Below are 21,960 nucleotides of genomic sequence, written 5' to 3' on the forward strand. Positions count from 1 at the left end.
GCGTCATGACGTCATCGACCATTCATCGCGTCACGACGCTTGATCTTGCCGTGCGGCCGGTCACCTGGCCGTTCGCGGAGCAGCGGCGGGACGAGATCACCGCGCACTTCGCCGAGCAGCAGCGCGCGCGGCCGAAGCTCTGGAACGGCCGGGTTTTGCTCGGGCGCGATGCTATCTTCACGAACGGTCATCTCTCGGCGACCTATTTCGAGACCGATTTCGCGAGCTTCCTGGCCTGGCGCGACTGGGGCTTTCCCGACCCCGCCGTGTTCAACGGCTTCGGCATGGGGGCGCTTCGCACCTCCGATGGCGCCTTTGTGATGGGCGAGATGGCAGATCACACCGCCAATGCCGGACGCATCTATTTTGCGTCGGGTACGCCCGACCTCGACGATGTCAGGGACGGCACGCTCGACATTCCCGGCAGCGTCGTCCGCGAACTTGAGGAAGAAACCGGTCTCTCGCCTGCCGATTACTCGGCCGAGGCGGACTGGCACTGTGTCGTTACCGGCACCGCGCTTGCAATGATTCAGATCCTCAACCTGGACATGCCGGGGGAGGCGGCTCGTGCGCGGATCGAAGCCAATCTGGCTCGCCAGGCCGAGCCGGAGCTTTCGGCCATTCATCTCGTGCGCGGGACCGATGATCTCACGCCAACCATGCCGCGGTTTGTCACGGCCTTCATCGCGCAGCAGTTCGCCTCGCGCTGACGCGCAAGGCTTGACATCGCGCGGCGCAGCCCATGTGATGGGCGAAAAGCAAAACAAGAAAATGCAATGCACAATCGTCCAGGGAGGTTTAGATGCGCCTGCGCATGGCTGCCCGCTTGGTACGTGGGCTGTTGATCGCGATTGCAACGCTGGGCCTGGCGGCTTCGGTCCAGGCTCAAGACAAGAAAATCAAGATCGGCGTGATTTTCGACCTGACCGGCCCGCTCGCGGGCGGCGGCTCCGAGCTTGAATATCTCGGCACCAAGATCATCCTCGACCATTTCACCAAGACCGGCGTCGAGGGCTACAAGGTCGAGGCGGTCTATGCCGACGCGCAGAGCAAGCCGGACGTCGCCATCAACGAATCCGTCCGCCTGCTCGAGCAAGAGAAGGTCGATCTGGTGCTCGGCTTCTTCTCGTCGGCGCAGTGCGTGCCGGTTGCCGCCCGCGTCGAGCAGCTCAAGAAGTTCATGTGGATGACGACCTGCATCTCGTCCGCCGTGCTTGCCGACAAGAACTACAAATACGTCTTCCGCCCGCAGGCGAGCGGTGACCAGTTCGGCACGATGACGATGGATTTCATCGCGCAGAATGCCAAGACGAAGTTCGGAAAGGAGCCGAGCGAGCTGCGTGTCGCCATCATCCACGAGGACGGCGCCTATGGCGTCGACGTCTCCAAGGGCAACGAGGCCGGCGCGAAGAAAGCGGGATTCAACGTCGTGCTGAAGGAAGGCTATTCCGCCACCGCGCCCGATCTGTCGGCACTGGTGACCAAACTGAAGCGCGCCAAGCCCGATGTTGTCTTCCACACCGGCTACAACCCCGACATCACCCTGCTGCTGCGGCAGGCGCGTGAACAGGGCCTGAAATTTGCGGCGCTCGTCGGCCATGGCGCGGGCTACGGTGTCTATGAGAAGCTGAAGGAGGGTCTCGGCGCGGACGCCAACTATCTCTTCGACACCGATCCGATCTCGATCTGGCTCGCCAACCAGAAGACCATGGACCCGAAGCTTGCCCCCGTCATCAAGATGATCGGCGAGGAGTTCGACAAGGTCAGGCCCGGCGTCGCCATCCGCTCCGCTCATGTCGGCATCGGTGCGTCCAACACCTACGTCTTCATGGACGACGTGCTGCCGCGCGCCATCAAGAAATATGGCGGGATTGATCCCGAGGCGCTGCGCAAGGCTGCGCTCGACACCGATATCCCCGAGGGCGGCACCATGCTCGGCTTCGGCGTCAAGTTCTTCGGCGAGGGCACGCCGATGGCAGGGCAGAACGAACGCTCATTCCCGGTCGTGATCCAGTATATCGACGACAAGTCCTCCGTGGTGTGGCCGAAGAGCCAGGCGCAGCGCGAAGCCGTGCTGCCACTGCCGAAGGGCACCACCTACAGCAACCAGTAGCGCAATAGTTTTGAAAAGGAGAGCGGGACGGTGCTGGAGGTCAGCGGGCTCGTTAAGCGGTTCGGCGGCTTCACCGCCGTCAACAACGTGTCGTTCAGGGTCGAGCAGGGCGAGATACTCGGCCTGATCGGCCCCAACGGCTCGGGCAAGAGCACGATCTTCAACATGCTCTCGGGCACGCTTTCGCCGAGCGCCGGATCAATCCGGTTCGACGGCTCGGAGATCGCTGGCCTCGCGCCGCACCGGATCATCAACAGCGGCATCGGTCGCACCTTCCAGATCCCGCGGCCGTTTCGCCGGCTCACCATCTTCGAAAATGTCGCGCTCGCCGGATTTTACGGCCAAGGTCGCCACAGCCGCGTCAAGGCCGAGGAGGCGGCGGAACGCTCACTCGCGATGGTAGGCTTGCCGACCGATCGTCATGCCGGCGTCGACGGCCTCGGCGCGGCCGGGTTGAAGAAGCTCGAACTTGCCAAAGCACTCGCCACCGCGCCAAACCTTCTTCTTGCCGACGAGAGCCTCGGCGGTCTCGACGAGGCCGAGATGCATCAGGCGGCGGACATGCTGCGCAACATCCGCGATGAGCTCGGCATCACCATCATCTGGGTCGAGCACATCATGGGCGTCTTGATGCGCGTCGTCGACCGCGTCATGGTGCTCGACCACGGCGAGAAGATCTCGGAAGGGCTGCCCAGCGCCGTCGCCGGCGATCCGCGCGTCATCGAGGTCTATCTCGGCACCGATGCCGAGACCACGCAGGCCGCGGCCGCCGAAGCGCGCCGTCGCGCAGGGGGCCAATGATGCTGGAGCTTCGCGGAGTCAACGCCGGCTATGGCGCCTTCCAGGCGCTGTTCGACGTCAATCTCGACGTCAAGGCGGGCGAAGCCGTGGGCGTGATCGGTCCGAACGGCGCCGGCAAGACCACCTTGATGCGCGTCGTCTCCGGCCTGATCCGACCCTCGCGCGGTTCGATCTCCATGCAGGGCGTCGATGTCGTGGCGACGCCGCCGCACAAGATCGTCAGCCTCGGGATTGCGCATGTGCCGGAGAACCGGCGGCTGTTCCCGCAGCTCTCGGTCGACGACAATCTCAAGATGGGCGCCTTCATGAAGGAGGCACGCGGTCATTATGCCGAGCGGCTGGCAGTCGTGTTCGACCTGTTTCCGCGGCTGAAGGAACGTCGCCACCAGCTCGCGGGCACCATGTCCGGCGGCGAGCAGCAGATGTGCGCGATCGGCCGCGCGCTGATGTCGAATCCAAAGCTTCTGCTGCTCGATGAGCCATCGGCGGGGCTGGCGCCGGTCGTGGTGCAGCAGGTGTTCGAGCTCGTGAAGCGGATCCGCGCCAGCAGGCTGACGGTGCTGATCGTCGAGCAGAACGTGCAGCAGGTGCTGAAGGTGGTCGATCGCGCCTATCTGATCGAGGCCGGCACGATCAGAGCGTCCGGCAGCTCGGCGGAGATGCTGGCGAGCGACACGGTCAAGGAAGCGTATCTCGGGGTGTGAGGGGCACATGCAGGCGTTTCTCGATATCTTCGACATCTACCTGCTGGAGGCCGTGATCAACGGGATCCTGCTCGGCGGCGTGCTGGCGCTGCTCGCACTCGGGCTGAACCTGATCTTCGGCGTGATCGACGTCACCTGGATCTGCTACGCAGAGCTGGTGATGATCGGCATGTACGCGATGTATTTCATGGTGCAATATTACGGCATCAGTTATTTCATCGCCGCACCCCTGACCATCCTGCTCGTCGCGATCCTTGGCGCCCTCCTGCATTACCTCGTGATCGCGCCGCTGCTCACCGCGCCGCCGATCAACCAACTGCTTGCGACCGGCGGCGTGCTGTTCGTGCTGCAGAGCTTTGCCACCGTCGCCTTCGGCATCGACTTCCGCAACCTCGGCATCCGCCTGCCGGTGCTAGCCTTCGGCGACATGAATTTCAGCTACGCACGCCTGCTGTCGTTCCTGGCGGCGCTGGTCGGGATGGTCGCGGTCTATTTGTTCATGACCCGCACTTTCACCGGCACCGCGATCCGCGCCATCTCGCAGGATCGGCAGATCATGGCGCTAATGGGCGTCGACACCAAACGCATCTATCTCATCACCTCGGCGATCGGCGGCGGGCTCGCCGGGCTCGCCGCCTGCCTGCTCGTGCTGCAATATGACGTGCATCCCTTCGTCGGTCTTTCCTTCGGCCCGATCACCTTCCTGATCTGCGTGCTCGGCGGTCTCGGCAATTTCATCGGCGGCTTCATCGCCGCCTTCGTGTTCGCCGAGATCATCTCGCTCGGCGGCCTGTTCTCCGATCTCGAATGGGGCTACGTGCTCGCCTTCGCTTTCTTCATCGTCATGATGTTCATCCGGCCGGCGGGCCTGCTCGCGAGGCGCCGATGACGGGGCAGGGGCGGCTTGCGGCTTGGGGGATCGGACTGGCGGCTCTGGTCGCGTTGCCCTTCGTCTATCGCGATCCCTATCATCTGCACATTCTGGTGCTGATCCTGATCTGGTCGTTCGCCTATACGTCATGGTCGATGATGGGGCGGTTCGGCCTGGTCTCGCTCGGGCACGGCGGCTTCATGGGCATCGGGGCCTATGTCACCGCGCTCTTGTGGAACCATCTCGGCCTGTCGCCCTGGATCGGCATCCCCATCAGCATGGTCGCGGCCGGCGTACTGGCGCTGATCGTCGGCTATCCCTGCTTCCGCTTCCGCATCACCGGGCACTATTTCGTGCTGGTGACGCTGGCGCTGTCGGGCATCGTGCTTCAGGTCATCACGGCGACGCGCGACTACACCGGCGGCTCGCTCGGCTACACGCCGAACCGCGCCGCGGGCAACAAGCTCCTGGCGCTGCAGTTCGACGACAAGACCACCTGGTATCTGATCGCGCTTGCAGTCTGGCTCGGCGGCATCGTGGTCTGGCATCTGGTCGATCGCAGCATGAGCCGCTATGCGCTGGAGGCGATCTCGGAGGACGAGGACGCCGCGGCCGCCGCTGGCGTCAATGTCACCGCGGAGAAACTGAAGATCACGCTGATCAGCGCCCTGATGACGGCGCTCGCCGGCGCGATCTATTGCCAGTACCAGATGTTCATCACGCCCGACACCGTCTCCGGCATCGCGGTGTCGCTGCAGATGGTGTTCGCCGCCATTGTCGGCGGTCTGTTCGTCTCGCTCGGCCCGACCGTCGGTGCCGTCATCACCATCCTGCTCGCGGAAACCTTGCGCATCGGCTTCGGCACCAGGGCGGTCGGCTGGGACAACCTCGTCTACGGCGTGCTGCTGGTGCTTTTCATCATATTCCTTCCGAAGGGCATCCTTGGTAGCCTGCTCGATCGATTGAAGCCGCAACGCAAGGTGCCCCGCGCTCATGAGCAAAAAGCCGTCCAAATCGCTCGCCCAGGAACTTGACCGTTACATCACCCCGTTCCGCCATGACGGGTCCGGCAAGTTTCATCTGAAGGACTACAAGACCGACGCGAAGGGCGATCTGGACAAGGAGGCGGCGCAGGAAATCCTCGATGCCAACAAGAAACGCCTCGTCGAGTTCCAGGAGAAGCTCTACGCCCAGGATCGCTGGTCGGTCCTGATCGTGTTCCAGGCCATGGATGCCGGCGGCAAGGACAGTGCGATCAAGGCGATCTTCGAAGGCATCAACCCGCAGGGTTGCGATGTCCATGCCTTCAAGGCGCCGAGCAGCGACGAGCTCGACCACGATTTCCTCTGGCGTCACGCGATAGCGCTGCCGGAGCGCGGCAAGATCGGCATCTTCAACCGCTCCCATTACGAGGAATGCCTGGTGACGCGCGTGCACCCGGAACTCCTCGTCAAGGAGAAGCTGCCGCCGCGGCTCGTCACCAAGAACATCTGGAAGGAGCGGTTCGAGGACATCGCCGCCTGGGAACGCTACCTGATGCGCAACGGCACCGTGGTGCTGAAATTCTTTCTCAACGTTTCCAAGGAGGAGCAGCGCAAGCGCTTTCTCGACCGGCTGGAAGAGCCGGGCAAGCAGTGGAAATTCTCGATGGGCGACATCAAGGAGCGTGCGCTGTGGCCGCGCTACCAGGCGGTCTATCAGGACATCGTGCGCCACACCGCGACGCCCCATGCGCCCTGGTACGTCGTGCCTGCCGACCACAAATGGTTCGCGCGCGTCGTGATCGGCTCCGTCATCGTCGCGGAGCTGGAAAAGCTGGACTTGCGCTTCCCCCGTGCCGACAAGGCTTCGCTGGCCGAGTTCAAGAGCGTGCGCGAGGCGCTGGAGCGGGAAGGCAAGGGGGCCAAGAAGCGGGCGAAACCAAAACGGCGAAAACAACCCCATGCACAGTAGCCCGGGGATATCGGAATCAATCGCCTGCCGGCCGCCGTCCCCCGGAATTCGGATTTTGAGAAATTTTACTTGTGCCGTCGGGCAAAACAGGGCTATGATGTCACCATTGCGACAGGTCTCGGAGGGTGGGTTAGCGTCAGCGTAACCCACCATTGTTGTTTCCGCAGCAGCAGAAGTGGTGGGGTACGCGAGCGGACTGCGCGTTGCGCAGCCGCTCACTAACCCGCCCCACAAGTTCGGTGCTAGCCGCTAGTACCCCCGGCCCCACCAGTAGCAGAAGCGCTCGACATTGGCGGCCAGGCTGGCCTCGTAATTCGCCCACTTCTCGTATTTCGGCAGCTTCACTTCCTTCATCGCGGTGTCGAAGCATTTGCCGGCATCGGCCGCCTTCTTCACCTCGGTGGAGAGATCCTCCATGTAGGCGATGTCGTCCGCGACGTCCTTCTTGGTGCCGAGCCGGCCGCCGGCGTAGGGATGGCCCGGGATCATGCGCTCCCAGTCGAGCGCGGCCAGCTTCTTCAGCGAAGCGATATATTCCAGCGGCGAGGCGTTATCAGGAATGTTGCGGAACTGGACGCTCTCGATCGGCGCGAAGTCGACGACGAAGACGAGCTTCTCCTTCGGCAGCCGCATCACCAATGAATTGTCGGAATGGTTGCGGCCGACATAGTCGAGCTCCAGCGTGGTGCCGCCGAGCTTGATGATCTTCTGGTCGTCGACCACCTGGTCCGGCATCACGATATCGGCCAGCAGCGCGTTCTGCTTCTTCAATTCGAGCAGCCGCTCCTTGGTGCGGCGATGCGCGATGAAGGTGGCGCCGAGGTCCTTGAACGGCTGGCCGCCGGCGATGTGGTCGTAATGGTGATGGCTGTAGATGACGTATTTGATCGGCTGGTCGGTAACGGCCTTGATCGCGTCGATATAGGGTTTTGCCGGCCGCAAATAGGAGATCGGATCGGTCGCGATCACGCCTTTCGGCGTCACCACGAACATCGACTGATGGCCGCCATAACGGAAGATGTAGACGTTGTCGGTGCCGTCGACCTTTCTGGTCGAGGTCTGTGGCGGCGTCTGCGCGAATGCTGAACCGGTCAAGAGGGCCGCGAGAACGGCAATGCAAGATAATGCTTTCATCTCTGGCTTTCTGAAAAATGGACGGCGGGGAAGATGGAGATTCTCCCTCACACAAACGCTGCGGAAAGGGATTTATTCCGTGCTCCCACGCGGTCAGTCTGTCGCGGAACAGCTGTGCAAATGTGATCCCGGGGGACATCGATCCCGCTTGACAGTTTTATGTCACGGGAGGAGCATGCCTGTGGTCGCGATCAGCGCGACGCGTAACGTCCACACCTCATGAGCAAGGGGAGGTCTATGACTCCACCTCCGCAAATCCAGCCGCGTTAAGTGCGATGGAGCTCGTTCGGACTATCGCATAGCGGCAGAAACCGCGAACGGCACGCCGGGTCAAGGTTTAGTGGGCTGCAGTCAGTAAGGCAGAGCCCCTACCTACCCGGCGCTGTGCGTTTTTGCGATCTGCCTCGAGGGCTACGCCTTCTTCTGCACGCCGAAGAGATCACCGAGCCATTGATAGTAGAGCGGCTGCTTGTCGCGCAGCGTGGCCCGGTTGTTCGGTGGACGGTCGACATTGCCCCAGAGATAGAGGCTGCCCGTCACCGCGAAGTACTCCTGCACATTCTTCAGCACATAGGCATCAGGCGGATAGAGCTCGTTCTGCTTGGCGATGCCGTAGAAGCGGACCAGATCCGGATTTTGCAGTGCGCCCGGCAGGACGCGAAAATGATAGGCGTGGAGCAGCTCGTGCAGCAGCACCGGCTTCTCCGGCGCATCGACCGCTGCGTCGATCGTGACGCCCGCGTCTTTGGAGGAGAAGTGCCCGCCACCGTCACCGTGTCCGGGCTTGACCACGACCGGCTGGCTCCTGAAGAAGGTCAGGATCTCGGGCTTCGCGCCGCATTCGACGACGATGTCGATCTGGTGCTTCAGCGATGCGACGACATCCTTGATGTCAGGCTGGCCTTGCGCGGCACTGATGTCGACCGCGATGCCGCGATAAAGGAAGGGCGGCCCGCTCTGTGCGTTCGCTGCCGGCGTGCCGAGCAGGAGCGCAGCCCCCGCAAGCACGAGCGCGCGCCGATCGAGATCCGTCATGTGATGCCCCCGAATTCCGGCCGCCAATCTTGCATGGCTTTGGGACATTGGCCATGACGGGGTTCCATCACGTTTGCGTCGTGGGAAATGCCGAAGGAAATGCCAAAGGAAATGCCAAGAGATGGCCGCCTGATCGGCAAATTTCCGACACATGACCGGGGCGAATAGCCCCGATCCGACATGACGCAGTGCTTCGCGCGGTCCCGATTCCGCCGGCGCATTTCATTTATTTGGGGAATCCGCGTGTCGCACAAGCTTGCCTCGGCGCTTCTCGCAGCGCTCTTCCTCGCCATCTCGTCGCTCTCCGTGGCCCGCGCCGGTACGGCTGTGCCTGCCGTCGGAAGCGGGGCCACACTGTCGCCTGACGAGGCGAGGCGGGCCCTGGATACGCTCCAGGACGACAAGAAGCGTGCGCAAATGATCGATACGTTGCGCGCGATCGCCAATGCGTCCGGTCCGCAGCAGGCAGCACCGCCTGCGGCAGAGTCGAAATCGCCGATCCCGCTCTCGGCCGATGGCCTCGGCGCACAGCTCTTGCTCACGGTGTCCGAACAGATCGGCGAGATTTCGCGCGATGTCGCCGATGTGGCACGCACGCTCACGCATTTCTGGGCGTTCTACTACTGGATCGTCCGGACAGCTAACGACCCTGATGCCTACAATCTCCTGATCGAGATCGGCTGGAAGCTTGCGCTGGTGTTCGGCTGTGCGCTCGCGGCCGAGTGGGTCGGCGTCCGCCTGATCCGGCGCCCGGTCGCTTTCCTCGAGGGGCGCGTGCCGCAGGCGGGCCGCCTGCCGGTGCAGGCACTGCCCATTGCCGATCCACCGTCATCGGTCGTCGATGTCACGCCCGCTCCCGAATTGCACAAGCGCCGGCACAGCCTTGCGTATGTCTGGCAGCTGTTGCTGCGGCTGCCCTTCGTGCTGGGACGACTGCTGTTCGAACTGTTACCGGTCATCGTGTTCCTTGGCATCTCGACCGCGTTGCTCGGAACGGAGATCGGCGATCCCGCCACCGTTCGTCTCGTGATCCTTGCGGTCGTCAACGCCTACGCGTTCTCGCGCGGGCTCATCTGCGTCATCCGCGCTCTGGCCGGACCCTTCGGCCTGTTTCCGGTGCGCGCCGAGACCGCGGCCTATGTCGAGATCTGGGCGCGCCGCATCGTCGGCGTCGCGGTATCAGGCATTGCGTTTGCCAATGTGGCGCTGTTGCTCGGCCTGCATCGTGCCGGCTACGCCGCGCTCATTCGCATGGTCATGCTGGTCGTGCATCTCTTTGTCGTCGTCATCATCCTGCAATGCCGCCGCCAGGTCGCCGACGCCATCCGTGCGCCTGCGGACCGGCAGGGGATCGCGGCGCGTCTGCGCAACCGCATCGCCGGCGGCTGGCATTATCTGGCAATCGCGCTCGATCTGGCGCTATGGGCGGTCTGGGCGCTCAACATCCACAACGGCTATTCGCTGCTTCTGCAATATTTCGTCGGCACGGTCGCGGTGGTGCTGATCACGCGGATCGCCATCATGGTGACGCTGAGCCTGATCGACCGCGGCTTTCGCATCCGGCCCGAGATCCTGCAGCGTTTTCCGGGGCTGGAGATCCGCGCCAACCGCTATCTGCCGCTGCTGCGCAAGATCGTCTCCGGCGTGATCGCCTTCATCGGCTTCGTCGCCGTGCTCGAGGTCTGGGGCGTCGATGCCATCGTCTGGTTCTATGGCGGCCAGATCGGCAGCCGGTTGCTCTCGGCGGTGGCGACGATCGGCGTCGCCGTCTTCATCGCAGCCGCGATCTGGGAAGCCAGCAATGCGCTGCTGGATCGCCAGATCAACACGCTGTCGCGCGACGGACATTATGCCCGCGCCGCGCGCCTGCGGACGTTCCAGCCGATGCTGCGCACGGCGCTTTTGTGCCTCATCGCCACCGTGGTCGGCCTCACCGCGCTCAGTGAGATCGGCGTCAATGTCGCGCCGCTGCTCGCCGGCGCCGGCATCGTCGGCATTGCCATCGGCTTCGGCTCGCAGAAGCTGGTGCAGGACCTCATCACCGGCCTGTTCCTGCTTTTGGAGAATACGGTGCAGGTCGGAGACACCGTCAGCGTGTCGGGGCTCTCGGGCGTGGTCGAGAACGTCTCGATCCGCACCATCCGCCTGCGCGCCGGCGACGGCGCCGTGCACATCGTGCCGTTCAGCGCGGTGACGACCATCACCAATGCCAGCCGCGGCGCCGGCAATGCCTCCGTCAGCATCAATGTCGCCTACAAGGAGGACACGGACCGCGCCGGCCAGATCCTCAAGGACATCGTCGAGGAGATGCGCCGCGAGACCGAATTCCGCCCGCTGATCCGCGGCGACCTCGAGCTCTGGGGCATCGACAAGGTCGATGGCGCCATGGTCTCGATCGTCGGCCAGATCCGCTGCACCGAGGCCGGCCGCTGGCCGGTCCAGCGCGAATTCAACCGCCGCATGAAGCAGCGCTTCCAGCAGAACGGCATCGAGGTCGCATCCGCAACCCAGACGATTCTGATGCATGTCGCGCCGACGGCCGATGTCGCCGCCAGCCTGACGCCGAGACGGGCGGCGGGATAGTCCCGTCATTCCGGAGCGCGACGAAGTCGCGAGCCCGGAATCCATTCATCCACCAACTCTGCCGCACGATGGATTCCGGGCTCGTCCTCCGGGCGCCCCGGAACGACGAAGGTAGAGAGCAACCCGCGGATCATCAGCGAAAGTCTCGCTGCGGTGCGAGATCACAATCACCGTCCAGGGGGCAACGTCCTTGATCTCAGGGGGACGCTGGCCGACAATGCCGCCCCTTTTATAAGAAACTCCCTGGGGGAATTCGTGAATAGACCTGCTCGGGTCAGCGCCCATTCGACATCGTCCGATTCCGCGCAAGGCATGACGCTGCTGCGCGACCCCCTGCTCAACAAGGGCACGGCCTTCACGGAAGCCGAGCGCGCCGCGCGCGGCCTGCGCGGCCTGCTGCCGCCTTGCGTGCTGACGATCGAAGCGCAGGTCGAGCGCGTGCTGATCAATCTGCGTTCGCTGCCGACGGACCTGGAAAAATATGTCGCGCTGAATGCGCTGCATGACCGCAACGAGGCGCTGTTCTTCCGCGTCGTCGTCGACAATATCGACGAGATCCAGCCGATCATCTACACGCCGACGGTCGGGCTCGCCTGCCAGAAATACGGCCTGATCTTCCAGCGCCCGCGCGGCATGTTCATCTCCTCGCACGATCGCGGCCAGATCGCCGAGATCCTGAAGAACTGGCCGTATCCGGCCAAGTTGATCGTCGTCACCGATGGCGAGCGCATTTTGGGACTTGGCGACCTCGGTGCCAACGGCATGGGGATTCCCGTCGGCAAGCTGTCGCTCTATTCGGCCTGCGCCGGCGTGCATCCCGAGCTGTGCCTGCCCATCGTGCTCGACGTCGGCACCTCCAACGAGGAGCTGCTGAGCGATCCCTATTATCTCGGTCTGCGCGAGCGGCGGCTCACGGGCGAAGCCTATGACAGCTTCGTCGACGAGTTCATGACCGCCGCGCGAAAGACCTTCCCGGGCGTGCTGATCCAGTTCGAGGATTTCGCCAACCATTCCGCGTTCAAGCTGCTGCACAAATACCGGGACGAGACCTGCGTCTTCAACGACGACATCCAGGGCACCGCGGCGGTCGCGCTTGCCGGCCTGTTCTCGGCGCTGAAGGTGAATGGTGGCAAGCTGAGAGACCAGCGCATCCTGTTCCTCGGCGCGGGCGAGGCGGCGACCGGCATCGCCGACCTCGTCGTCTCCGCCATGATGGCGGAGGGCGCAACGGAAGCCGAGGCGCTCCGCCGCAACTGGCTGGTGGATTCCCGCGGCCTCGTCGTGAGCGGCCGCGACGGCCTCTCCGGCCACAAGCTCCGCTATGCCCACACCGATCAGGCGCCGATCGCCGACTTCCTGACCGCGATCAGGACGCTGAGGCCCACGGCGATCATCGGCGTTGCCGCGGTCGGCGGCGCCTTTACCCCAGAGGTGCTCAAGGCGATGGCCGAGCTCAACGAGCAGCCGATCGTGTTCGCGCTGTCCAACCCGACCTCGAAGGCTGAATGCTCGGCCGAGGATGCCTATCGCTACACCGAGGGTCGTGCGCTGTTTGCCTGCGGCAGTCCCTATGACCCGGTGACGCTCAACGGCCGCACCTTCGTGCCGCGCCAGGGCAACAATTCCTACATCTTCCCCGGCGTCGGCCTCGGCGTCATCGCCAGCCGCTCGCGGCTCGTGACCGACGAGATGTTCATGGCAGCCGCTCATACGCTTGCCAATTGTGTCGGCAAGGAGGATCTCGATCAGGGCAGCCTGTATCCGGCGCTGCCGCGCATCCGCGAAGTCTCGGCCCGCATTGCGGCCGCCGTGGCCGATGTCGCCTTTCAGCGCGGGCTCGCCGACGGACCCGCGCCCAACGACGTCAAGGCCCTGGTCCAGTCGCAGATGTACGAGCCGAAATACTGACGCCTGATGACTTTTGATTGACTCGATCTGGCGGCTGGCTCGGTCACCTCTCCGGCTTGCTTGCGGGCGAGCATAGGCCGCCTTTGGCGGCCGTCTCTTAAGAACGTCGAAGCGAAGCTTCGACTATGGCGCCCGGGCGATGCGAAGCATCGTCCCGCGCGCCGGGTGAGGGCTCTATCCTCCGGGGGAGCGTCCCGTTGCGGAGAAACCCTCTCCCCAACCCCCCGCAAGCGGGGGAGGGGGCGCACGGCAAATGAGACCCAACCTCATCAGGCCTACGAACGATTCCGCCTCAGCCGGAATCGCAATTGTCCGCCGCGGCCTGATGTGCGACGCTCCGTAGCATTACAAGAATCTCAACAGGTAAGCCGCCATGGACGATCGTTTGCCCGACCTGGGCGATCTCGAGCACGAGGTCATGCAGATAGTATGGGCCCATGGGCCGGTCACGGCCGAAATCGTGCGCGAGCGTCTGTCGCGGCGTCTGAAGGAATCGACGGTGCGAACGGTGCTGCGCCGCCTGGAAGAAAAAGGCTATGCTCGCCACACGGTTGACGGACGCACCTACGTCTACCAAGCCACCGAGGCGCGCGCCCGGGTCGCGGCCAAGGCGGTGCAGCGCATCGTCGATTGGTTCTGCAATGGCTCGATGGAGGAGGTCCTCGTCGGCATGGTGGACAACGCGATGCTCGACCAGCAGCAATTGCGCGCGCTGGCGGACCAGGTCGCCAAGGCGAAGAAGGCGAGGGGAGTAAAAAAGAATGATCGCAGCTCTGGCTGAGGCGGCGTTACGCTCCTTTGCGCTGGGAGGCGTCGTCTGGATCGGTCTCAATCTTTTTCGCGTGCGCAATCCGCACCTTCACATGACGGCCTGGATGGTCGTGCTGCTGGCATCGCTGGCGATGCCCTTCGTGATGCACTGGCCGACGCTCACAATCGACCGGCTGCCTTTGTCCGTGCCGGTGTCCGACGAAACCTGGCCGGCCGATCTCGCGATGCTGGACCGGCCGTTCCTGCCGATCGCGCCGGATGCGGCGATCGCCCCGACGGCGAAGCACGGATTCTCGATTGACTGTTGGACGGTCGTCACCACCGCTTACGCCTGCGTCGCCGGCCTGTTGCTGATGCGGCTGGCCATCGGCCTTTGCCTGACCTGGCGTCTGGTGCGCGCAGCCAAGCCGGTGAGGGGCATGATCGGCGCGGACGTGCGCGTCAGCCGCGACGTCGGCGGTCCCGTCACTTTCGGCTCGACCATTCTGGTGCCGCCGCAGTTTTTCGGCTGGGACGCCAAGAAGCGCCTCGCGGTGCTCGCGCATGAGGGGGCGCATGTCGCCAATGGCGATTTCTATGTGTTGCTGCTCGCCTCGCTCAACCGCGTGGTGTTCTGGTTCAGCCCGTTCTCGTGGTGGCAGCTGGCGCGTCTGGCCGAGCTTGCCGAGATCATCAGCGACGCCCGCGCCATCGAGATGATCGACGACCGGCTGTCTTATGCCGAAATCCTGCTCGATGTCGCGGCCTCCGTGAAACCGCGGCCGATGGAGCTTGCGATGGCGCGGGTCTCGACCGTGCGTGCGCGCGTCGAGCGCATCATCGCGGCCGCCGCCATGCCCGTGGCGGTCGGCTGGCGCAAGCGGTTGTGGATCGCGGCGGCGATCGTGCCGGTCGTGATCGTGTCATCAGGCATGATCGTCTACCGCACGCCGGATCCTGTGCCATCAGGTTCTGACATCGCTCAGGTGCCGGCCGAGCACTACCACCCGTTTGTCAATTTCTACGCCATGGGCCCAGCCTCGGTGTTCGCGATCTTCCGCGAGGGCGACGACCTCTACGGTCAGCTCACCGGCCAGCGCAGGCTGCGCCTGACCGCGGCGCGCGACGGCACCGCGTCCTACGCGGCCTCATTCGGCGAGATCACCTTCCCAGTCGACATGGAGCGCCGCTCGTCCGAGCTGACGCTGCACATGAACGGTCGCGACGTGCGCGCCATCCGCGTCGCGGAGATGCCGGCGCCGGCGACCGATGCGGTGCCGCTTGATCAATATGTCGGCTGGTACAGGATCGCGCCGAACCGCGTGCTCACCATCAGGCGGGATGGCGATGGTCTGCAGGTGCAGCAGACCGGGCAGGGCCGATCGCCGGTGCTGGCCGAGGGCAGGGACGCCTTCTCCGTCCATGGCGATCATCTCCTGATCTTCCTGCGCGACGAACAGGCGAGCGTCTCGCGGGTGCTGGTCCAGAGCGCCGCGTCCGGCGCTCGCCTCGCGCCGAGGATCGATGCGGCGCAGGCCCAGGCGATCGAGGCCGACTTCGCCCGGCGCCTCGCGGAAGTGCCAGACAGGTTCAGGGAGCAGGTCCCGGCTGCCGGCAGCAAGGAGATGATTCTGAAAGGGATCGAGGATCTGCGCCACGGCACGCCGAGCTACGATCGGATGAGCGCGCCGCTCGCCGCCAACATCCACCATCGGCTCGACGAGTTGCGCGCGACCTTCACAGCGCTCGGCGCGGTCGAGTCGATCTTCTTCCGCGGCGTCGGGCCCGGCGGCTACGACATCTATGGCGCCAAGTTCGAGAACGGCACGGCGGAATTCCGCCTGCTGCTGGAGCCCGACGGCAAGGCCGGCGACGTGACCTTCCGGCCCGACGGCAATGACGAGCTCGGCGGCATCGTCTCCTGTTCGGAAGAGGCGAGCGTGCGCGGCCGCGCCGGCACCTCGCCGATCCGGATCATGCTTTACAACGAGACCGAGGACGACATCCAGGTCTTCAAGCTTGATGCGAACGGCGCGCGCAAGGCGCAGGGCGTCGTCAGGCCTGATATGACCTGGATGACGCTGACGACCGTCAACGATCCATGGGTCATTGCCGACAAGTCGGGCAAGTGCATGGAGATCCTGATGCCGGGGCGGCGGACGCGCTTCTACAATGTCGAGGCCGCGAACATCGGTGCCAGGCATGTCGCGCGCCGGGCCGTTCCGATCGCCGATGGCGAGGCGATGCTGCGGCAATATCTCGAGGGCATCGGCAAGGGGCAGCCCGACTACGATCATATGACATCCGAGGTTGCCAACGTCACGCGTGCGCAGCTTCCGTTCGACCAGGCGATCCTGGCGCGGCTCGGTGCGCTGCGCGCCGTCTCGTTCCGCGGCGTGACCGCGCTCGACAGCGACATCTATCTCGCCCAGTTCGCCAACGGCTCGGCGGAATGGCGCATCGGCGTCAGGAACGGGACGATCACCAGGATCGCGCTCGGGCCGAATTTCTAGCCGCGCGTTCGCGTTGTCGTGATCGGGAGCGGAGGCCGCCGATGCCGCCTTGCGCCGATCGGCCGCAAACGTTACGCTGTGTAACATTACGCTTTGGTCGTCTGCCGCCGATGGTCGATGCGGCCGTCGGCTTGGGGCCCCAGGGACGGCCCGCAGGCGGATCGGGTTCATGATGTGCATGCTGACGCAACGGGAGCTCGACTTTCTTGCCAGCCTGAAGACCGGCTGGCGGCAGCTGTATCGACGCGAGCTGGTGCGGCTCATCAGGGGTGACGTCGACACCGGCGAGGCGGGGCCGGAGACGCGCCCGATCGTCTGGCGCGTCGTATCGAGCTGATTTCTCGCTATTTTGTGTCGATTCAGGACAGGTGACTGTGGTCGATTCATCACAGCCGGCGCGAAACAATGGCGGCCGCAAGGCCGCTTTTGTTCAGCCAAGGTTCTGCCCTCATTGCCCACCGAAAATCAGGCGTGTTCGGAGGGCGCATCCATGTCTCGCTTTGCACGTGCCGAAACGACCCTTTCGCCGGCATCCGCGTCCCGGTTGCTGCTTGCCGTCATGGGCGCCGCGTCGCTCGCCGCCTGCGCGCAATCGCCGGTTGGCCGGCAGAGGGCGGACCTTGCTCCGACCACAAAGCAGGTTGCGATCGAGCGGCCGCACCGCGTGGCGGCGCTGCATCCGCATCCGGTCTACAGGCCGCATCGGTCCGTCGACACGGCAAGCGCCAAGTCGTCGGCCTCGCAGGGCGTGGCGAGCTTCTACTCGGACACGGAGACCGCGAGCGGCGAGAGGTTCGACAAGAACGAGCTGACTGCGGCCCATCCCACGCTGCCGTTCGGGACCAAGCTGCGCGTCACCGATGTCTCCTCCGGGCGCTTCGTGACCGTCCGTGTCAACGATCGCGGGCCGTTCGTGCGCGGTCGCGTCGTCGACATCTCGCCGTCGGCGGCCGAGGCGCTCGGCATGGTCGACAAGGGGCTCGCCAATGTCAGGCTCGACGTCGTGCAATAGGGGGGCCTCGCGCTTAACCTGGTATTAGCGGCTCTCCCGCACCATGGGCGTCCGGCAATTCGGGGCGCAGGGGGAGACGGGGCTTGAACACGATCCAGTATCTCGAAGATCAGGCGGCGCGCGCCGAGCGACTTGCCAAACGGATCACGGATACGCCGACGATCGAAAAGCTCCTGACCTTCGCCGGCGACCGCCGCCGCGAGATCGAGGTCATCGCCGCCAGGCGCCGCGGCTGACGCCCGCTGATAACAGCCGCGATCCATGCTCTGGACGCATTCGTCCGCTCCGAAAAGTGCGGAACTTCTTCTTCTCTCCGGCGTCATGTCAGTCATGAACATGGAGGAGGAAGTCATGGGCTTTGGACGAGGTGCTTTGCTCTGGTTGCTTGGCGTGCCGCTGCCGGTCATCCTGCTGCTGGCGATCTTCTGGCATCACTGAGACCGTGATGGGATGCGAAAAGCGCCGCGGAAGCGGCGTTTTTTGTTGCCTGCAAGCTTGTCGCGCTGACGTTGCGCTCAGCTATGGCTCTCGACGAAATCGCTGAGATAGTCGGGAAGCGTCACGCCGTCGATATCGCAGCGCGCCTGGATTTCGCCGGCAACGTCGGTCGAGATGTCCTTCATCCAGTGCTCGAGCGTGTTGAACGAGATCACCTTGATCGGATCGTTGAAGCAGCCGGCGACGAGCTCGTTGATCGCTGCATCGAGATCGCTTCGCTCGACGCGGATTTCGGTGGCCTCGTCGAGGCGATCAATCACCACGAACAGGGTCTGGTCGGCGCCATAGGGCACGACCGGAGATGGTAGGCCAGCGTCAATCATCTGGATGACTCGCGTCTTGGCTCTGGATTGTCGGCTCTCGATTCCCGGCTTTCCGATCTCCCTTAACGGGAAAAACCGGAAGAAGGTTCCTGCCGAGATCTCACGACGCGGACAAGACTGATGTTGCCGGCGTGCAGGTGCTCGCCACCAGTTCAGAGAAATTCTCTCAACCGCGACAGCTCGATGACGTGCTCGGGGGAGAGAATACCGGTCACCAGCGGCGGCTGTGCCGCCGTGCGGATTTCGTAGAGATGCCTCGTAGGTGCTGGCTTTGCCATGAAAGCCGAGATGCAAGCATCGAGCGTGCCCTCGCTCACCTGGTAGGGCTCACGGTCCACCCGGCGTTGATTTCCCAGCGACGGCCATTTCTGCAGCACGGCGAGCGCGCTGAAATCGACCTTCGCGTGCGAAGATGATGCGTCCCCCATTGCCCCGCCTCACGCAAAAAGAACCCTGACACGCTTACCTCGCGTGCCAGGGCCCATTACCCATCGCTGCATCTCAATGCCACGCACCGACAACGCGGCGGCCGGGAAAAGGTTCCCGCCCGATCGCGGCCTAACTCGCGGCGGCTGCGATCTTGTGCCCTGGGCTCGCCTCGCCATGGCTGGTCTCGCTGCCGCTTCTGACCTCCGGCGGCAGCCCTGCAAAGCGCCGCAGGGCTTGCGCCATCTGCACCCGGCCCTGGACGCCTGTGATCACCACGTCCACCATCACAAAGGAAGAGTGGAAATGGCCGTGCGCCTTCAGCTGCTCGACCGGGACGCCGGCGGCGGCCATCGCCTCGGCATAGGCGATGCCCTCGTCGCGGAGCGGATCGAACTCGGCCGTCACCACGAAGGCCGGCGGCAATTTTTCGACCTTGCCGCGCAGCGGCGAGACGCGCGGATCGGTGCGATCATCAGGTGAGCAGTAGAGGTCCCAGAACCAGTACATCAGCGAGCGCGTCAGGAAGTAGCCGGCCGCGTTGTCGTTGTAGGAGGGCCGGTCGAAGCTGCTGTCCGTCACCGGGCACACCAGCAGCTGACCCGCGATCTCAGGCCCGCCGCGGTCGCGCGCGAGCTGGCAGGTGACGGCGGCGATGTTGCCGCCGGCGCTCCAGCCGGCAACCAGCAGCGGGCCCGGAATGCCGCCGAGCTCGGCCAGATGCTCCGAGGTCCAGCGCGTCGCCGCATAGCCGTCCTCGATGGCCGCCGGGAAACGATGCTCCGGCGCGTGGCGATAGCCGACGCTGACGAACATCATGCCGGTCCGCCGCACCATGTCGCGGCAGAACGGCTCGTCCGACTGCTCATCGCCGAGTACCCAGCCGCCGCCGTGGAAATAGACCACGACCCGATGTGGTCCAGGCGTCGCCGGCTTGTAGACGCGATACGGCAGCGGGCCGTCGGCGCCGGGGAGCGTGCCGTCGACGATCTCGCCGATCAGGCGTCCCGCCGGGCGGCCCTTGTTGAACTCATTGACGAAGGCGCGGGCGCCTGCGGCTCCCATCGACTCGATCGGCGGCAGGTTCAGCGAGGCCAGCAGGTTCAGCACCAGCCGCACGTCCGGCTGCAGCCGCACCACCTCGCCGTCGTTGCATTGCGCAGCGACGTCGGGGCCGGCGAGCCTGAAGCCGAGCATGCCGCGGCTGGTGACCTCGTCGCAGATGCTGCGATAGGGACCGACGCCGCCGGTATAGGGCATCAGGCCCTGCACCTTGCCGGGCACGTTGGCGCCCGTGTACCAGGTGTTGGCGAGCCGGTGCAGCGTCAGCATCGAGCAGTCGGCCATGTGCCTGTTCCAGCCGGCCTGCGCCGTCCCGGTCGGCTCGATCGTGGTGAAGCCGGCCTCGCGCAGCGCTTTGAGCCGGTCGACGACCCAGTCGACATGCTGCTCGATCGACACCGCCATGTTCGACAGCACGGACGGGCTGCCGGGTCCGGTGATCATGAAGAAGTTCGGGAAGCCTTCGACTGTGAGACCGAGATAGCTCTGCGGCCCCTGCGCCCAGACATCGGTCAGCGACTTGCCGCCCCGCCCGGTGATCGGATGCACGGCGCGGATCGCGCCGGTCATGGCGTCGAAGCCGGTGGCGAACACGATGACGTCGACATCGACATTGCGCTTGGCCGTCGTGATGCCGCCTGCGGTGATCGCCTTGATCGGCTCCTGGCGCAGATTGACCAGCGTGACGTTCGGCCGGTTGTAGGTCTCGTAATAGTTGGTTTCGAGGCAGGGGCGTTTGGCACCGAACGGATGATCGTCCGGCATCAGCGCCGCGGCCGTCTCGGGATCCCTGACCGCGGCGCGGATCTTTTCGCGGATCAGGTCCTGGACGATTCTGTTGCCGTCGACATCGACGGCCTGGTCGGCCCAGAGCTGCGTCAGGATGTGGACGAGGTCGCCGGCGGCCCAGGCGCGCTCGAACCGCTCGCGACGCTCGGCGTCGCTGAGCTGCCAGCTCACGGCGGTCTCCTGCGGATAGGGCACGCCGGCCATCGACTGGCGCGCCTGCTCGCGATAGGCCGCGCGATCGCTCTGGAACAGATCCCTGCGATCGGCCGGCGAGGGGCCGTTATGGGCGGGCAGCGCGAAATTCGGCGTGCGCTGGAACACGGTCAAATGAGCGGCCTGTTCGGCGATCAGGGGGATCGATTGAATGCCGGACGAACCCGTGCCGATCACGGCGACGCGCTTACCCGCGAGATTGACGCCCTCATGCGGCCAGCGTCCGGTGAAATAGATCTCGCCCTTGAAATCCTTGACGCCGTCGATCTCCGGCGGTTTTGGTGCGGAGAGGCAGCCTGTCGCCATGATGTAGAAGCGGCAGGAGACGGCCGCGCCGTTGTCCGTGGTGAGTTGCCAGCGCTCGGCGTTCTCGTCCCATCTGGCTTCGGTGACCTTGGTCTTGAAGCGGATGTCGCGCCTGAGATCGTAGCGATCGGCGACGAAGCCGAGATAGCGCAGGATCTCGGGCTGGGTCGCGTATTTCTCCGACCAGGTCCACGCCTTGTCGAGTTCGGGATCGAAGGTGTAGCTGTAGTCGATCGTCTGGATATCGCAGCGGGCGCCGGGATAACGGTTCCAGTACCAGGTGCCACCGACATCGCCGGCTTCTTCCAAACCGACGGCCGAGAGGCCGGCCTTGCGTAGGCGATGGAGGAGATAGAGGCCGGCAAATCCAGCGCCGACGACGGCAACATCGACGTTTTGGACGGTTCCGCTTGCCGCTTGGGACTCACGTGCGGCGACCATTGCTTCCGGCATGGCTATTCCTCCCGTGTCTTTTGTTTTGCCGGCAGGCTAGTCCCGCAGGCTCGGCTTGTCATCAGAACAAGTGCAATCTTCGGTAGTCCGTTTGCGGCATTATCGTGACAGCGCGAACGTTGCCTCAACGCACGCATCGCGATGCACAATGGCCGTGATTGCCCGGGCTAATCATGGACGATCCGCCTGTATATGCTTGCGGCTACTAGCCACGCGTGCCCAGGGCGTCATGACAGAGCTGAGTGAGCGAACCAAGGCCAACATGGACGTCGTCCTGGAGGAGACGTGCCGGCAATTGCCGCATGGCGGCGATCACGACAGTCGCCGCTTCATCGCCGAGCGACTGATCGAGGCGGCGCAATCCGGCCACTCCACGCTCGGCGAGCTCGGCATCATCGCGCGTCGCGCGCTGGCGGAGATCATCGCCAAGGGCGGTTAGTAGACACCTCGGCGCTTGCCTGTTCGCGCGTTGCGGACGTAACCTGTCCGGGAACATTTTTGCGCATCGAGATC

General features: G+C 64.4%; 21 protein-coding genes. 16 read left to right on the forward strand and 5 right to left on the reverse strand.

Translation table 11 applies throughout. From position 1 onward, the window contains the following. The first annotated feature begins 5 nt into the window (after window positions 1-5). The 7 genes from XH91_RS09720 to XH91_RS09750 all read left to right on the forward strand — a co-directional run bounded on the left by XH91_RS09720 (window position 6) and on the right by XH91_RS09750 (window position 6,442). On the forward strand, window positions 6-710 hold the full coding sequence (locus XH91_RS09720) for an NUDIX hydrolase (protein ID WP_128950392.1): 705 nt from the start codon (window positions 6-8) through the stop codon (window positions 708-710). Between the two features lie 92 nt (window positions 711-802). Next, window positions 803-2,113 (forward strand): ABC transporter substrate-binding protein, encoded by a 1,311-nt coding sequence (locus XH91_RS09725; RefSeq protein ID WP_128950393.1) that lies wholly within the window; start codon window positions 803-805, stop codon window positions 2,111-2,113. Between the two features lie 30 nt (window positions 2,114-2,143). Next, window positions 2,144-2,914, forward strand: a complete 771-nt coding sequence (locus XH91_RS09730; protein ID WP_128950394.1) for an ABC transporter ATP-binding protein — start codon at window positions 2,144-2,146, stop codon at window positions 2,912-2,914. Next, on the forward strand, window positions 2,914-3,618 hold the full coding sequence (locus XH91_RS09735) for an ABC transporter ATP-binding protein (RefSeq protein ID WP_128950395.1): 705 nt from the start codon (window positions 2,914-2,916) through the stop codon (window positions 3,616-3,618). The genes XH91_RS09730 and XH91_RS09735 overlap by 1 nt, the downstream gene beginning before the upstream one ends. A 7-nt stretch (window positions 3,619-3,625) precedes the next feature. Beyond that, entirely contained in the window at window positions 3,626-4,507 is an 882-nt protein-coding gene (locus tag XH91_RS09740; RefSeq protein WP_128950396.1) for a branched-chain amino acid ABC transporter permease, read from the forward strand. After that, window positions 4,504-5,523 (forward strand): branched-chain amino acid ABC transporter permease, encoded by a 1,020-nt coding sequence (locus XH91_RS09745; protein ID WP_128950397.1) that lies wholly within the window; start codon window positions 4,504-4,506, stop codon window positions 5,521-5,523. The genes XH91_RS09740 and XH91_RS09745 overlap by 4 nt, the downstream gene beginning before the upstream one ends. Continuing rightward, window positions 5,483-6,442, forward strand: coding sequence for a polyphosphate kinase 2 family protein (locus tag XH91_RS09750; RefSeq protein WP_128950398.1), 960 nt, complete (start codon window positions 5,483-5,485; stop codon window positions 6,440-6,442). The genes XH91_RS09745 and XH91_RS09750 overlap by 41 nt, the downstream gene beginning before the upstream one ends. A gap of 249 nt (window positions 6,443-6,691) precedes the next feature. Here the strand turns inward: XH91_RS09750 and XH91_RS09755 are convergent, their stop codons facing one another. Together XH91_RS09755 and XH91_RS09760 are read right to left on the reverse strand one after the other, a co-directional pair. Continuing rightward, window positions 6,692-7,576: an MBL fold metallo-hydrolase gene (locus XH91_RS09755; RefSeq protein WP_128950399.1), complete on the reverse strand. Its 885-nt coding sequence runs from the start codon at window positions 7,574-7,576 to the stop codon at window positions 6,692-6,694. Between the two features lie 411 nt (window positions 7,577-7,987). After that, the gene (locus XH91_RS09760) at window positions 7,988-8,611 is read right to left on the reverse strand and encodes a hypothetical protein (protein WP_128950400.1); all 624 of its coding nucleotides are present in this window, start codon (window positions 8,609-8,611) and stop codon (window positions 7,988-7,990) included. Between the two features lie 243 nt (window positions 8,612-8,854). Between XH91_RS09760 and XH91_RS09765 the strand changes: the two genes are divergently transcribed. The 8 genes from XH91_RS09765 to XH91_RS38765 all read left to right on the forward strand — a co-directional run bounded on the left by XH91_RS09765 (window position 8,855) and on the right by XH91_RS38765 (window position 17,815). Then, window positions 8,855-11,194 (forward strand): mechanosensitive ion channel domain-containing protein, encoded by a 2,340-nt coding sequence (locus XH91_RS09765; RefSeq protein WP_128950401.1) that lies wholly within the window; start codon window positions 8,855-8,857, stop codon window positions 11,192-11,194. Between the two features lie 312 nt (window positions 11,195-11,506). Beyond that, window positions 11,507-13,102: an NAD-dependent malic enzyme gene (locus XH91_RS09770; protein WP_245477347.1), complete on the forward strand. Its 1,596-nt coding sequence runs from the start codon at window positions 11,507-11,509 to the stop codon at window positions 13,100-13,102. Window positions 13,103-13,475: 373 nt separating this feature from the next. After that, window positions 13,476-13,883: a BlaI/MecI/CopY family transcriptional regulator gene (locus XH91_RS09775; protein ID WP_128950403.1), complete on the forward strand. Its 408-nt coding sequence runs from the start codon at window positions 13,476-13,478 to the stop codon at window positions 13,881-13,883. Beyond that, complete coding sequence (locus XH91_RS09780) at window positions 13,864-16,365, forward strand: M56 family metallopeptidase (RefSeq protein WP_128950404.1); 2,502 nt, start codon at window positions 13,864-13,866, stop codon at window positions 16,363-16,365. The genes XH91_RS09775 and XH91_RS09780 overlap by 20 nt, the downstream gene beginning before the upstream one ends. 169 nt (window positions 16,366-16,534) lie before the next feature. Next, window positions 16,535-16,702: a hypothetical protein gene (locus XH91_RS38755; protein ID WP_164933936.1), complete on the forward strand. Its 168-nt coding sequence runs from the start codon at window positions 16,535-16,537 to the stop codon at window positions 16,700-16,702. A gap of 153 nt (window positions 16,703-16,855) precedes the next feature. Further along, window positions 16,856-17,377 carry a septal ring lytic transglycosylase RlpA family protein gene (locus XH91_RS09785; protein WP_128950405.1) on the forward strand — a complete coding sequence of 174 codons (522 nt, stop codon included), beginning with the start codon at window positions 16,856-16,858 and terminating at the stop codon, window positions 17,375-17,377. A gap of 83 nt (window positions 17,378-17,460) precedes the next feature. Then, window positions 17,461-17,613 carry a hypothetical protein gene (locus XH91_RS38760; protein ID WP_164933937.1) on the forward strand — a complete coding sequence of 51 codons (153 nt, stop codon included), beginning with the start codon at window positions 17,461-17,463 and terminating at the stop codon, window positions 17,611-17,613. A gap of 25 nt (window positions 17,614-17,638) precedes the next feature. Further along, on the forward strand, window positions 17,639-17,815 hold the full coding sequence (locus tag XH91_RS38765) for a hypothetical protein (RefSeq protein WP_164933930.1): 177 nt from the start codon (window positions 17,639-17,641) through the stop codon (window positions 17,813-17,815). 77 nt (window positions 17,816-17,892) lie between these two features. On the opposite strand, the gene XH91_RS09790 is transcribed toward XH91_RS38765, so the two are convergent. The 3 genes from XH91_RS09790 to XH91_RS09800 form a co-directional block, all read right to left on the reverse strand. Beyond that, window positions 17,893-18,198, reverse strand: a complete 306-nt coding sequence (locus XH91_RS09790) for a hypothetical protein (RefSeq protein WP_128950406.1) — start codon at window positions 18,196-18,198, stop codon at window positions 17,893-17,895. Between the two features lie 152 nt (window positions 18,199-18,350). After that, window positions 18,351-18,626 (reverse strand): hypothetical protein, encoded by a 276-nt coding sequence (locus tag XH91_RS09795; RefSeq protein WP_128950407.1) that lies wholly within the window; start codon window positions 18,624-18,626, stop codon window positions 18,351-18,353. Between the two features lie 130 nt (window positions 18,627-18,756). Beyond that, window positions 18,757-21,447, reverse strand: a complete 2,691-nt coding sequence (locus XH91_RS09800; RefSeq protein ID WP_128950408.1) for a flavin-containing monooxygenase — start codon at window positions 21,445-21,447, stop codon at window positions 18,757-18,759. 229 nt (window positions 21,448-21,676) lie between these two features. On the opposite strand from XH91_RS09800, the gene XH91_RS09805 reads away from it, so the two are divergent. Further along, window positions 21,677-21,886, forward strand: a complete 210-nt coding sequence (locus XH91_RS09805) for a hypothetical protein (RefSeq protein ID WP_128950409.1) — start codon at window positions 21,677-21,679, stop codon at window positions 21,884-21,886. Window positions 21,887-21,960 lie beyond the last annotated feature (74 nt).

The organism is Bradyrhizobium guangzhouense (assembly GCF_004114955.1).
Lineage (GTDB): Bacteria > Pseudomonadota > Alphaproteobacteria > Rhizobiales > Xanthobacteraceae > Bradyrhizobium > Bradyrhizobium guangzhouense.